Here is a 13,327-nt window from a genome sequence, read left to right on the forward strand (position 1 = left end):
TGAGGACCTATGCCAATATGCACTTTTACTTTTCCTGGCGGACCCCTTCGTATTCGCGCGACTCTTCGACGGTGCCGCCGAGAAAGTCGCGATTGTCTTTCGAAAACTGAACAATATCCGGCTGTCGACTCCTCTCAAGATCGCGGATGACCTCGGTGTACGCCTCAGAGGAATGAGCACCCAGGGGGCTGTCCACCGGCGGTGAATCCGCGATGATCGTGGTCCAGGTGCGCTTGTCAGGGTTGTCCGTTCCGTCGAGTGCCGGAACTACGTCTCGGTCCTGTTCGATCGACAGCACCTTGGTGTTCCCCACGTCGAAGCGGCCGACGGGACTGCCGACGGTGACCACCTGCCGCACGCGCGCCTGTTTGCGGAATTCGGGATCAGCTGCCAGCGATGCCGCGACGATTCCGCCCTGCGAATAGCCCACGAGCATGATTTCGTCTTCGGGCTGGATGCCGCTTTCTCTGATTGCCGTCTTCACCACGTGGCGCATGGCTGATTCTCGCTCTGCCATGGTCTGCACGTTCGTTGCCGTGTCCGTTGTGTTGCGTCCGCCTTTGACACTCCAGTCGGTTGTTGCCGGCACATAGACGATGTACCGCTTCTTGCCGTCCTGTCCGCGGACCGCATCCACCCGAACCCTGCCGTTTTCGCGACCGGAGTGTGCGGCTACCTGGCGTTCGTACAGGCCGGACAGGGAACGCGGCGAACCGCCCGCCGCAGCCGCGTGAGAGCGAACCTCCGGAGGTTCGGTGGGAAAGGCCCCGCGCGCTTCGCCGGTCTTGGCCAGAGAGCGGGTCAGCGGGCCAGCGCGCATTGCATCGATGATGGGCGGCAGCGGCGGCAGGCCCAGCAGGCCCGTGCCGAAGCCGGAGAGCCCGGAATCAAGCACCCGGCTGAACGCGCCTGTGTTGTCTGCCACCGCCTGCTCGAAGATGCCTCGGGCTGCGGCCATGGCCTTCTTTCCGAGTTCGGGACTGCGCCCGGTGATGAGGGTGACAAGCCCGTCCGCCGCCGCTGTCCATCCGGCCGCTGTCAGTGCCGCAATGGCCGCCGGAACCGCCCACACCGGTGCTGTCACCCGCACCGCCACACCCAGGCCCCAGCCGGCCGCCCAACTGCCGAACTGCTGCGCCCTGTGGGCGGCAGAATCGGCAGCTTCGTAGCCCGCCGCTGCCAGCTGCGCCTGCGCACCGAGCTTCGTGAGGCTGTCGCCCAGCCCACGGGTGCGCATGAAGAACTCAGCGCAGGCGTGTTCGACTTTTGCCCACGTCAGCGGAGAGTCCAGCAGCGAGCCCACGCCGGGCGGCTGAGGTGACGCCCGCACAACGTCGCCAGCGCTCTCACCCAGGTTCCGCAGAGTGCCCGCCGCGCTGCGGATGTTTTCAAGCCGGGCAAAAAACCCGCGCTCCCCGCCGATAACCCTCATGACTCCACCCACTCGTAAGCCGCGGCGAGCGCCGCATCGAGTGCTGCGACGATGGCGGATGGACGGTCCGCCGCAGTGAATTCAATGTGCTCGAAAACCTGTCCAGGCGTCCCGTCAGGGGTGAGTGCGCCCACGGCAAAGGCTCCGTCGCTGAAGCCCGCGGCAAGGATGTCTCCCATAATCTGCGGGAGGTCACCAAGGTCGCAGAATGTTCCGCGCAGCAGACGCCCGTGTAGGGCCGCACCACGGTCGGCCGCACCGCCGTCCGCCTCCACATCGCCCCTGTCGCGGCGCACGATGACCGCGGCGGTTGCCGGGTCGAACACCGCGTGGATGACCAGAATGCCCGGCGGTCCGTACGCATAGGCGGAAAAGACAAATGGGTTCGAGGCGAAGGCAACTGCGAGTGCAAGCTCGGCACCGTTGACGGGCTTCCCGGGGGAGCCCTCCCCACCAGAACCCGAGGTGCCACTCCCCTCCCCCGGAACCGGCACCTCGTGAGCTGGCTCCCCAACAGCCGGCTCCGTCAGAGTCGGTACGATCCCGAGCGGCAGGAGCGCCACGAGGTCTGGCGGCAGCGCTGCGAAAGCGCGAGGGTCCAGGTCGAGCCACGTCATGACACCGCCTTCCTGACGTGCTCGGCGAAAGCCCGCACGACCTCGTCCGCCATGCGCCCGGCCTCAGAGCACGCGCGGGCTCGCTCCCGCAGCTGCCTGCGGAAGGCTTCTGCAGCGGCACCTTCCCAGTAATCGGGATCAGCTGCGGCCACGGCGTTCGCCAGCATCGCCAGTTCGCCGCTGATGGCTTCCCATTGCTTCATCATCACGTGCAGTTCATCCATGGCCCGATCTTCAGCGCGGCCTGCCCACGCCGGCCAGGGTGGACCGAAGCCTGTGGACACACGTGCAGTTATCCACAGTCAGCCGATACTCAGCGGCGCACACTGCATGGACACGGATAGGGTGTGCCCGTGACTGCCGCACAGCGAACCCCCGCCGAAGTTCTCGATTCCGTCTTCGGCTATTCGTCGTTTCGGGGCCAACAAGAAGAGATCATCAACCACCTGTGCACAGGCGGCGACGCGGTAGTCCTCATGCCCACCGGCGGCGGTAAATCGCTGTGCTATCAGATTCCTGCGCTGGTGCGCCCCGGCACCGGCGTGGTCATCTCGCCCCTCATCGCGCTCATGGAGGACCAGGTTGTCGCCCTCGAAGCGCTCGGGGTCAAAGCCGCCTACCTCAATTCGAGTCTGAGCCCGGAAGAAGCTCACGAGGTGCAGGCCCAGCTGCGTTCGGGTGCTTTGGATCTTCTGTACTTGGCTCCTGAAAGGCTCGTCCAGGAAAGGACGCTGCGCCTGTTGGAGCAGACGCAGATTTCGCTGTTTGCTATTGATGAGGCGCACTGTGTGTCCCAGTGAGGGCATGATTTTCGGACTGACTACCTGGGTTTGTCGGTTCTGCACGAGCGTTTTCCGGCCGTGCCGCGTGTCGCGCTGACGGCAACCGCCGCCCCGGCTGCCCATGATGAACTGACGCGGCGGTTGGCCATGGGTGAGGCGCGCCATTTTGTTTCGAGTTTTGATCGGCCGAACATTCAGTACCGGATTGCGGAGGTTCTTTAAACACATCTACCCGTCACACGAGCAGGACAGAGCTGGCCAAGACTGATGGCGTTGCCTACCTCGATGCCGTCGCAGACGAGGCCGCGGCCAGCGGTCGCCTCGCCGCTATGGATAGATTTGGCAAGCACAAACCCGCGTCGAACACCGCGAAGCAAATCAGCACATCCGAGCCATCCGGGCACAGGAGCGCGCGACGTGCGGCGAACCACGACCAAAAGACCAGGACACTGCCCGACTGGGCAGCACAGCGAGCAGAACTCCGTGCCGGGGCCGACCCTCGCGTGATCGACGCCGCCCAGCACGTCGAGGCGGCGAGAGCCGGCCGCGACGAGACGCGAACACGGCACAAGCAGGAACGCCGGGCACTTCTGATCAGCGAGTACGGAGCAGAGCAAGCCCGCCGTGCCCATCTGGACATGCGCGCCCCCAACCCGCACCGTCTCGTGCATAACGCAAGAACTGAGGCCGCAGTGCTCCGCGCCGAGTCAGACGAGCTCGGCGCCCTGCCTGTGAACGAAGCTGCCATCTTGATAGAGGCCACCCGTGCCAACGGGAGTGGCTGCGACAGCAGATGGCAGAAAGAGCCCGTCGGTTCGGTGACCCTCACGAACATGAACTCCACCGCCAGAACTCTGATCGCTGGCGGCCGACCTGCGGGCTATGACGTGACTCTTTCACCTGCGTGTCGCATGGTGGCCGCTGGCAGCATGCGGGAGAATGAGTCGGACATGTAGCGAACAGTAGGTGACCGCGTCACCGAAGGGAGGTCTCCGTCTGGTGAAGTCGCGCGAGCTCGAAGAGTTATCCGGTAGTCACCGCATCACGTGCCGACCCGGCGAGTTTCCGAGGGGTCACGCTGACCCCGGCGAACGGCGAGGGTGCCCCAGTGTCCGGTAGCAAGCAGGTCTCCGTCGTCCGGCTCGGCGCAGATCTAATCCAGGCTGAAGGTTCAGGGTCGTTATCCGCACTTCAGAAACGTCGAGTCGAGGCGTGGCTGGCCGCCTTACTTCAGACCGAGCATCTCTCGCTTTTGATTGGCAACGGTTTGAGCGCAGCGGCGGGCAGTATGGCAGGGAAGCTCCCGCCCCTAATGTCTCGCCATGTCTCAGAAGACGAGGAAGCACCATTTCCACGGATAAGAAAATATGCGCAGGAATCGGCTCGGAACGTTGGTCGAGATGCAAATCTTGAAGACGAGATTCGAGCTGCCATGATGCTCGCGGATGGCCTCGCCGTGCTCGGTGAAAAGTCCAAGGAAGACTCAGTCAGAGCTGCCATCGAAGTCGCCATGTCAAGCCTCCTGAATGAAGTACTGGATTTCGAAAGAAACATCTGGGAGCATCACCAGAAGTCCGACGGCGAAGCCCTCAAGGTTACACGCGCCTTGACACAGTTTCTCGGGCCATTCACCGCTCGGCCTGCTCAACGCGATCGTCTGAACCTCTTTACTACTAACTATGATCGGCTATTGGAGTACGCGGCCGATGTACTTGGCCTACATCTGATAGACCGCTTCGAAGGCAGGCTCCACCCCAAGTTCAGCGCATCCAGAGTCAACCTGGACCTTCATTATTCTCCGCCTGGAGTTAGGGGTGAGCCCCGACTGGTCGACGGCGTGGCAAGGTACGCCAAGCTGCATGGGTCTATCGATTGGAGCTTCGCACGAGGGGAGATTTGGCGCGACTCGATTCCTTTCGGTGGTCCTCGCGCCGCTTCGAAGACAGCAACGAACGCAGTCATCTACCCCAATCCGGCGAAGGATGTTGAGACTCTGTCCTTTCCTTACGCCGAGTTGTTCCGTGACTTCGCCGCTGCTGTTTGTCGTCCGAATACGACACTGGTCACCTTCGGTTATGGATTTGGCGATGGCCACATCAATCGAGTAATAGCAGACATGCTCCGCGTTCCATCAACCCACTTAGTCGTCGTGTCGCGCGATCCTCTCAGCGCCTTCGACTCTTTTAAGGCTCGGACTCTGTTTCCTCCGTCGCAGACAACCGAACTTGTAGGCCCGGACGTAGGAGGTCTTGAAGAGTTTTCCTCATTGCTCCCTGTGATTACTTCGGACCAGATCCTTGAGGCTCAGTTCGACTACCTCAACAAGCGATCAAAGCTCGGGGATGAACTCGACCCCCAGCACGGTCACAATGAGGACTCATGAGCACACCGTTTGCCTTTCGCAGAAGTCAGATCATCGGTTCAGTGGAGAGTGTCTCCCCTCGAGAGATTAGCGTCTCTCTATCTAACGAGGCGCCCAGCGCAACGTCATTAGATACAAGCCTTGTGCAACGATTTCCCCGAATCAACTCATGGGTGCTGATACCCAGCGAGGTCGGTCATTTGGTTGGTGTTGTCACATGGATAGGCATAGATAACTCGATTCCCTTGGCGGCTGAACGTCACGATCGAACACTGCTCGATATCCCCTTCCCACATCGGCGAATGTCAGTCACCCCGTTGGGAACCTTGAGGTGGGGGATGGCCGACAACGCGTCACCCGAACTGGTACGGGGTGTCGTTTCCTATCCGTCGGTAGGCGAGCCGGTATTAGTTCCCGATGCCGAGCAGATCGGAGCGATCGGCAGCGCAGGAACGACAGCCGGGAAGGTTGTACTAGGCACATCACCTCTAGCAGGCGATACAGATGTCGCATTCGATCCAGACCGCCTCTTCGGTAGACACTTGGCAGTCCTTGGCTCAACGGGTTCGGGCAAGTCATGTACCGTCGCTGGGCTTGTCCGCTGGTCGCTATCGGCCGCACGCGCAGCGTCCAGCAACAACAAATCGCGTTCCAGATTCGTGGTACTAGACCCGAACGGTGAATACAAGGATTGTTTCAAAGACTTGACAGGGGTAAGGGTTCTCCGCGTCGAGCCAAGCGGCGAAGGCGAAGAGAGACTCACTGTTCCCGCTTGGTCCTGGTCAAGCGCTGAATGGGCCGCAATCACCAGAGCCTCCGCGCAGTCACAACGTCCTCTGCTCCAACGCACTCTCAGAAACCTCCGGAATAGTCTAGATACAGAGATCGAGGGGATCGATCGTCTAGCAGTAGAGCTTCGGGCTCACCTCGATATATGGAGCATTCTACGAAGCGACATGCCGGGGCATCTCAAGTTCCCCCGCTATACGAGCTTCACTTTGGTCCTAGAAGACATGGAGGATGTTTTCTCTCCTTGGCAAGATGAAGACGGGATAGAGGAATTGTTGCAGCAGGTCGAGGACATGCGACAACGTCATTGCACCACCCGTCAGTATGGGGACCAAAGCTACGTCAACACCGAGGTTGATACCCTTCTCGACTGCCTGCGTAGCGCGCTCGCGGGTCTAGGGGAGCCAGAGGAGGACACCAAATATACGGAGGACATGCCGGTAGTCTTCGATCCCCAGGACCTTCCCTCCCAACTTGAGGCGCTTCTCAGAACATCTGACTTCCAGCGAGACGCTGGATACGCGTCATCTTTCCTGATCAGGGTCAAAGGGTTACTGGGCGACCTCCGTCATCAACCGATCATCGCACCTGATGGTGATGAGAGCCTTGCAGAATGGCTCAGCAAGTTCCTCGGGGACGAAGAATGCGAGAATGGCGAAGTCGCTGTCATCGACTTGTCGCTTCTAGCTCCAGAAGTCGTTCACACTGCCGTTGCGGTAATCGGGCGTCTAGTCATGGAGGCACTCCAGCACGTCAGAGCAATCACTGGCGAGGTTCTTCCGACGGTGTTGGTGCTCGAAGAAGCGCACAGTTTCGTAGCATCTGGCGTCAGCAGCGCAGACATCCCAACCAGCGCTGATCTTTGCCGTGAGACTTTCGAACGTATCGCGCGAGAGGGCAGAAAGTTCGGACTTGGTCTCGTGCTGTCCTCTCAACGCCCGTCTGCACTTTCTCAGACTGTGCTCTCTCAGTGCAACAGCTTTCTTCTGCATCGCATCGTGAACGACCGAGACCAGGACCTGCTCAGACGATTAGTGCCTGACTCGCTCGGCGATTTATTGCACGAATTGCCTTCGCTGCCACCACGCCAGGCAATTCTACTTGGTTGGGCTACGGAACTGCCAACTCTTGTTGAGGTAAGTCACCTGAATAGTAGTCAACGCCCACACTCAGACGATCCTCGGTACTGGGAAATCTGGACGGGCATGAAGTCTGTTGAATTCAACTGGCAGAAGGTTGTCGATCACTGGACATCCTGACCTTAGGGCTACGCCGGCCCGTATCGCGGATACTGTGCCCCAGTAGATCAGCAAAGATCGCGACCAAAGCCATCCTCAGCCACGAAAGTCGCGCGTCAAAAGTGCTTCCCGACATGCATGCGAATCCAGAAATCTAGGACCGCACACGTGCGCACGTTCGCAGGGGAGTGTGTTCGGGGAACCTCAGACTGCGGAGAAGACTTCTCCGCGCCGTCAGCTGGTGCAGCTGATCAAGGATGAACATCCGGGTGAGGCGGGTATTGTCTACTGTCTGTCGCGCAAGTCGACGGAGCAGTTTGCTGACTATCTGTGTGAGCAGGGCATCGATGCGATGGCCTATCACGCTGGTCTGCCGCAGGATGAGCGTTCGGCGCGCCAGGCGCGATTTCTGCGTGAGGACGGCGTTGTCATCGTCGCCACGATTGCCTTCGGGATGGGCATTGACAAGCCGGATGTGCGCTTTGTCGCCCACGTGGATCTTCCGAAGTCCGTTGAGGGCTACTACCAGGAGACGGGCCGAGCCGGCCGGGACGGCCTGCCGGCGACCGCGTGGATGGTGTACGGCTTGGGCGATGTTGTGGCTCAGCGCAGGCTGATCAGCCAGTCGGAGGGTTCGCCGCAGCACCGGCAGAATCTAAGCCGCCACCTGGATTCCATGCTCGCCCTGTGTGAGTCGCTCAGCTGCCGCCGCCAGCAGATTCTGCAGTATTTCGGAGAGGATTCCAGCCCGTGCGGCAACTGCGATACGTGCCTTCATCCCCCGCAGGCGTGGGATGCGACTGTGCCGGTGCAGATGCTGCTGTCGACCATTATCCGCTTGGAGCGCGAGCGCGGTCAGCACTTCGGCACGGGGCAGATCATTGACGTGCTGCGCGGTAAGAACAATCCGCGCTCGGAAGAGTCCGACCACGGGAGCCTGTCGGTGTGGGGCATTGGGGCCGATCTGAGCGAAGCCCAGTGGCGTTCGGTATTCCGACAGACCACGGCGCGCGGTTGGACCGTGCCGGTCGGCGAGTACGGCGTGTTCATGGTCGATGCGTCTGCCGACCCGGTGCTGCGCGGCGAGGTGAGGGTCGAACTGGCCAAGCCGAAGAGGCAGAGCAGGACGAGCTCCGCCTCGTCAGGGGGTGTGCGGAAGTTCCATTTGACGGAAGATCAGGAGGAGATCTTCAACCGCCTGCGCATCTGGCGTAGAACCACCGCCGCGAACGCCGGTGTCCCCGCCTACGTGGTGTTCCCGGATACCGCACTCATGCACATTGCGATTGCCCAGCCGCAGTCGTCGGCTGCTCTGCGGAAGGTCAGCGGGGTCGGTGACAAAAAGCTCGAGGCGTATGGCGCCGAGGTTCTGGAAATCGTCGCCGGAGCAGACGTGGGATGATGGGGCTATGACTCGCGTGACTTTGGCTGATCTTGATCCCGCTATTGCCCTGAGCCCGCTCGATGGCCGCTACCGTGCCGATGCGGCGGGCCTGGTCGACTACCTGTCTGAGGCCGCACTCAATCGCGACCGCATCCACGTGGAAGTGGAGTGGCTGATCCACCTGTCTGAAAACGGTGTGGTCGACGGAGTGCGCACTGTGACAGAAGAAGAGAAGGCGGGCCTGCGCGGGCTGGTCGAGGACTTTGACGCTGCCACTATTGCCAAGCTCAAAGACATTGAGAAGGTCACGGTGCACGATGTCAAGGCCGTCGAGTACGTCATCAAGGACCGCCTGGCTGAGCTCGGCGGGGATGACCTGCGCGAGTTCGTGCACTTCTGCTGCACGTCCGAAGACATCAACAACCTGTCCTACGCCCTGGGGCTCAAGGGCGCGGTTGAAAACCAGTGGCTGCCGCGGGCCGAAGCGCTCATCGATCAGCTGACGGCCATGGCCCAGGAGCTCGCCGAGGTTCCCATGCTCGCCCACACGCACGGTCAGCCGGCCACGCCGACCACCATGGGCAAGGAAATCGCGGTGACCGCGCACCGTCTGGCCCGCCAGTTCAAGCGGATCAAAGACACCGTCTACCTGGGCAAGATCAACGGTGCGACCGGCACCTACGCCGCCCACTCTGTCGCGGTTCCCGGTGCTGACTGGCCGGAGATTGCCCGCAGCTTTGTGGAAGACCGTCTGGGGCTGACGTTCAACCCACTGACCACGCAGATCGAATCGCATGACTTCCAGGCGGAGCTGTACTCCGACATCGACAGGTTCAACCGGATCGCCCACAACCTGGCGACGGACTTCTGGACCTACATTTCGATGAACTACTTCAAGCAGATCCCCGTTGAGGGCGCCACCGGTTCCTCGACCATGCCGCACAAGGTCAACCCCATCCGCTTTGAAAATGCCGAAGCGAACCTCGAAGTGTCGTGCGCTCTGCTGAACACCCTTGCCGACACGCTTGTCACCAGCCGCCTGCAGCGCGACCTGACGGACTCGACAATGCAGCGCAACATCGGTGTCGCTTTCGGCCATTCGATCTTGGCGATGAACAACCTGGTCAAGGGCCTGAAAATGCTCGACATCAACCGTGACGCCCTCGATGCTGACCTCGACGGCAACTGGGAAGTGCTCGGCGAGGCCGTCCAGTCGGTCATGCGCGCGGCCTATCTGCGCGGTGTTCCCGGCATGGACAGCCCCTATGAAAAGCTCAAGGACCTCACGCGCGGCCACCGGATCGGCCAGGCGGAGCTGCAGGAATTCACTGAGGGCCTGGGCCTGCCGGAAGAGGACGCCGAACGCCTGAAGCAGCTGCGCCCGCAGACGTATATCGGCCGGGCCCGCCAGCTTGCCGCCGACCACGCCGAACGCTGGAGTGCGCTGAAGAACGGCTGATCGTTCTGCCCACACCCCTGCTGACCCCAGTACAAACTGACGAGGTGCCGCTCACCAGGAGCGGCACCTCGCCAGTTTTTCTGTGCGTGCGGTTCTGTGTGTGCTTCAGTTCCGTGTGCGGGAACCGGATCACGAGGCCCGACGTGCGGCTCGCTCTACGAGGAAGCGGTCGTAGGCCAGCCGAACGAAAGACTCCGTGAAGTCGGGGTGGTCAACGGTTTCGCGCAGCATGTCGGCGATTTCGTGGAAGTAGTCGGCGGCGTGCAGCGGCACAATCGCGAGTTCTTCTGCGACAGCACGCGTGAACACAGCGGTGTCGAAGGTGCGGCCGTCGGTGAGCTCCACGCTGTTGCGCAGCCACTGCCACAGCTGGCTGTGCGACAGTTCCGCCGCGGCGGTGCCGATCATCCGACCGTCTTCGCGGTACTCCCCCAGCCCCGACAGGTAGGTGTCGGTGTAGCCGAGCACACGGCGGATGTTGGCGTGAACATCGTCGATGCTGATGTTCGGGGTGCGTGCGCCCACAATGAGGGCGCGGCGGCCCGGGTCGGCAGTCGACCTGGTGGTGCCGGCGTCCACCAGTTCGCGTGTGGTCTCCAGCAGTTCGCGGGCATCGTCAACCAGGGCGGGTTCGCCCACGCGGATGCGTGTCATCTCCGGCCGCGTGGAATCGAACTCGGCGCTGAACAGGGCACCGTGCTCAGCGCTCAGTGCCGCCGCGCGGTCAAGCAGTGCGGTCACGGAGGGTTCGTCGAAGTCGAGCGTCGTCCAGTCGTCGAACGAAATGTCCGAGTAGTCGCGAGCAGCGGAGATGAGCGAAGACATGTAGGCGCGCACACCCGTGGTGACGGTTTCGCAGTGCTCCCGCAGGGCGAACAGAATGTCCTCAAGGAAGGAAGCACCGCCGAAGGTGTCCACCTGGACGGTCGCGCGGATAAAACCGCGTTCGAACCCCATGCGGTCTTCCGCGAAAGCGAAGACGCTGTTCCACAGGGCGGCCTCAGCTGCTGTTTCAATGCCCGGCAGGTGTACCCGCAGGTGCTCACCGCGCTTGTGCAGACCGGCCGCATTGTGGAAGAAGAACAGGCCGAAGTCGACAAGACCGGCAACCGAGCGCACCCGCCGCCCGGAGTCGGATTCCCACACCAGGTGGGCTTCGCGGGCGTGAAGGTCACGCGGACGGATGCTCACCAACGGCATGTGCCGAGTGCGGATGCTGACCCGGTGACCGTTGTGCGGATCGAGCGCAAAAGCCTCTCCCCGCACAACGGCCCTCAGGTTCTGCTGAGCGATGACGACGTTCTTCCACCGGTGGCTCAACCCGGTGTGGAAGTCAGCCACCCACAGCTGTGCTCCCGAACGCAGAGCGTCGGAAATCTGCTGACCCAGAGCAGGAGCAACCACCTCGACAAACCCCGCGGTGTTGCTGGTGCCATCCGCGGTGCCGACCGCGTGCGGGCTTCCCGCGTCGGCAGTGCCAGTCGCGGAGTCTGCGGAGGAACAGACGTCCTGACCAGCACCGACAACGCGGAAGCCCGGCATCGTGCGCTCGACTTCGGCGGACTGCCCCGAAGCCGGCAGGCGGCCCACGTCCGAACCAGAACGGGAGACCTGCCGACTGTGCAGCACTGTGCGCAGTTCGGTCTCGAACTCGCTGTGCAGAGCCGCAGCGAACTCAAGCGCGGAAGTGGAGAGAACTCTGCCGAACTCGGGCTGCTGGGTTCCGCGGACAATCATGCGAGACACGGTGTTTTCCTTTTCTGGGTTGACGTCGGCTCCGACTTGACGGCCAGAGCCGACGTGCTCTGGGTTCTTCTGACTCTTTGGTCAGAACTGGGCGGACTCGGTGGAGCCCTTCATTGCGGTCGTCGAGGACTGCGGGTTGATGATGTTGGCAACCTGGTCGAAGTAGTCCACACCGACCTCGCGCTGGTGGCGGGTTGCGGTGTAGCCGCGGTCTTCCGAACCGAATTCACGTTCCTGCAGGTCGACGTAGGCCTTCATCTGTTCGCGGGCGTAGCCGTGAGCCAGATCGAACATGGAGTAGTTGAGCGCGTGGAAGCCAGCCAGGGTGATGAACTGGAACTTGTAGCCCATAGCGCCCAGTTCGCGCTGGAACTTGGCGATCGTGTCGTCGTCCAGGTGCTTCTTCCAGTTGAACGACGGCGAGCAGTTGTAGGACAGCAGCTGGTCGGGGTATTCGGCCTTGACCGCTTCGGCGAACTGCTTGGCGACTTCGAGGTCTGGCGTCGAGGTCTCCATCCAGATCATGTCGGCGTACGGGGCGAATGCCTTGGCGCGGGCAATGCAGGGCTCGATGCCGTTCTTGACCCGGTAGAAGCCCTCCGCGGTGCGCTCACCCGTGATGTAGGGCTGGTCGCGCTCATCAACGTCCGAGGTGATGAGCGTTGCAGCCTCAGCGTCGGTGCGGGCGATGATGAGCGACGGGACGTTCTCGACATCGGCCGCCAGGCGGGCCGTGTTGAGGGTGCGGATGTGCTGCGCGGTCGGGATAAGCACCTTGCCGCCCAGGTGGCCACACTTCTTCTCCGAGCCCAGCTGGTCTTCCCAGTGGACACCGGCAGCACCGGCGTTGATCATGCCGCGCATGAGTTCGTACACGTTGAGGGTGCCGCCGAAGCCTGCTTCTGCGTCAGCCACGATCGGGGCGAACCAGTCATCGACGGTCTTCTTGCCGTCGGCGACTTCGATCTGGTCGGCGCGCATGAGAGCGTTGTTGATGCGGCGCACAACAGCGGGAACCGAGTTGGCCGGGTACACCGACTGGTCAGGGTAGGTCTGACCGGCGAGGTTTGCGTCTGCTGCCACCTGCCAACCGGACAGGTAGATGGCCTTGAGCCCGGCCTTGACCTGCTGAACGGCCTGGTTGCCGGTCAGCGCGCCGAGGGCGTTGACGAAGTCTTCGGTGTTGACCAGTTCCCACAGGCGTTCGGCACCGTGACGGGCAAGAGTGTGCTCTTCGATGAGCGAGCCGCGGAGCTTGACGACGTCTTCCGCGGTGTAGTCGCGGTCGATGCCCTTCCAGCGGGGGTTTTCGTCCCAGTCCTTCTGGATTGCCGAAGCGTTGTGCAGGTCAGTCATGGTTTCTCCTTTGTGAGCCGTTTGAGCCGTTGCACCGGAGGAAGCGATTGCTGGAAGGCGATGCGCTGCCGGGTTCCGGTGTTGGGTTCTATCTTTCTCTGTGACGCACGCCTCCAAAAGAGTTTTTCAGAAGAATTTTCTCCGTTTTTCTGCTCTGCAGAA

Annotated in this window: 10 protein-coding genes and 1 pseudogene; 6 read left to right on the plus strand and 5 right to left on the minus strand. The window is 61.8% G+C overall.

Annotated features, from left to right (window positions below):
- Window positions 1-25: 25 nt before the first annotated feature.
- Genes GC119_RS05080 through GC119_RS05090 form a run of 3 tightly spaced genes read right to left on the minus strand, consistent with a single transcriptional unit; the run spans window position 26 to window position 2,273 of the window.
- A complete protein-coding gene (locus GC119_RS05080) occupies window positions 26-1,432 on the minus strand; it encodes a hypothetical protein (RefSeq protein ID WP_151952607.1) in 1,407 nt (468 codons plus the stop codon).
- Window positions 1,429-2,049, minus strand: a complete 621-nt coding sequence (locus GC119_RS05085; RefSeq protein WP_070575826.1) for a hypothetical protein — start codon at window positions 2,047-2,049, stop codon at window positions 1,429-1,431. The genes GC119_RS05080 and GC119_RS05085 overlap by 4 nt, the downstream gene beginning before the upstream one ends.
- A complete protein-coding gene (locus GC119_RS05090; protein WP_151952608.1) occupies window positions 2,046-2,273 on the minus strand; it encodes a hypothetical protein in 228 nt (75 codons plus the stop codon). The genes GC119_RS05085 and GC119_RS05090 overlap by 4 nt, the downstream gene beginning before the upstream one ends.
- A gap of 123 nt (window positions 2,274-2,396) precedes the next feature.
- On the opposite strand from GC119_RS05090, the pseudogene GC119_RS05095 reads away from it, so the two are divergent.
- The 6 genes and pseudogenes from GC119_RS05095 to purB form a co-directional block, all read left to right on the plus strand.
- A pseudogene (locus GC119_RS05095) lies at window positions 2,397-3,038 on the plus strand (RecQ family ATP-dependent DNA helicase); the annotation flags it as partial.
- 296 nt (window positions 3,039-3,334) lie between these two features.
- Window positions 3,335-3,787 carry a hypothetical protein gene (locus tag GC119_RS05100; protein ID WP_151952609.1) on the plus strand — a complete coding sequence of 151 codons (453 nt, stop codon included), beginning with the start codon at window positions 3,335-3,337 and terminating at the stop codon, window positions 3,785-3,787.
- A gap of 152 nt (window positions 3,788-3,939) precedes the next feature.
- A complete protein-coding gene (locus GC119_RS05105) occupies window positions 3,940-5,214 on the plus strand; it encodes an SIR2 family protein (protein ID WP_151952610.1) in 1,275 nt (424 codons plus the stop codon).
- Window positions 5,211-7,241 (plus strand): ATP-binding protein, encoded by a 2,031-nt coding sequence (locus GC119_RS05110; RefSeq protein ID WP_151952611.1) that lies wholly within the window; start codon window positions 5,211-5,213, stop codon window positions 7,239-7,241. Before GC119_RS05105 ends, GC119_RS05110 begins: the two co-directional genes overlap by 4 nt.
- Before the next feature lie 169 nt (window positions 7,242-7,410).
- Window positions 7,411-8,622, plus strand: a complete 1,212-nt coding sequence (locus GC119_RS05115; RefSeq protein ID WP_319643750.1) for a RecQ family ATP-dependent DNA helicase — start codon at window positions 7,411-7,413, stop codon at window positions 8,620-8,622.
- Window positions 8,623-8,629: 7 nt separating this feature from the next.
- Window positions 8,630-10,063 carry an adenylosuccinate lyase gene (gene purB, locus GC119_RS05120; RefSeq protein WP_151952613.1) on the plus strand — a complete coding sequence of 478 codons (1,434 nt, stop codon included), beginning with the start codon at window positions 8,630-8,632 and terminating at the stop codon, window positions 10,061-10,063.
- A 129-nt stretch (window positions 10,064-10,192) separates the two neighbouring features.
- On the opposite strand, the gene GC119_RS05125 is transcribed toward purB, so the two are convergent.
- Both GC119_RS05125 and aceA read right to left on the minus strand, forming a co-directional pair.
- Window positions 10,193-11,800: a hypothetical protein gene (locus tag GC119_RS05125; protein WP_226829300.1), complete on the minus strand. Its 1,608-nt coding sequence runs from the start codon at window positions 11,798-11,800 to the stop codon at window positions 10,193-10,195.
- A 90-nt stretch (window positions 11,801-11,890) separates the two neighbouring features.
- Window positions 11,891-13,165 carry an isocitrate lyase gene (aceA, locus tag GC119_RS05130; RefSeq protein WP_070575837.1) on the minus strand — a complete coding sequence of 425 codons (1,275 nt, stop codon included), beginning with the start codon at window positions 13,163-13,165 and terminating at the stop codon, window positions 11,891-11,893.
- Window positions 13,166-13,327: the final 162 nt, after the last annotated feature.

This window comes from Brevibacterium sp. Marseille-P9724 (genome assembly GCF_902500275.1).
Classification (GTDB): domain Bacteria; phylum Actinomycetota; class Actinomycetes; order Actinomycetales; family Brevibacteriaceae; genus Brevibacterium.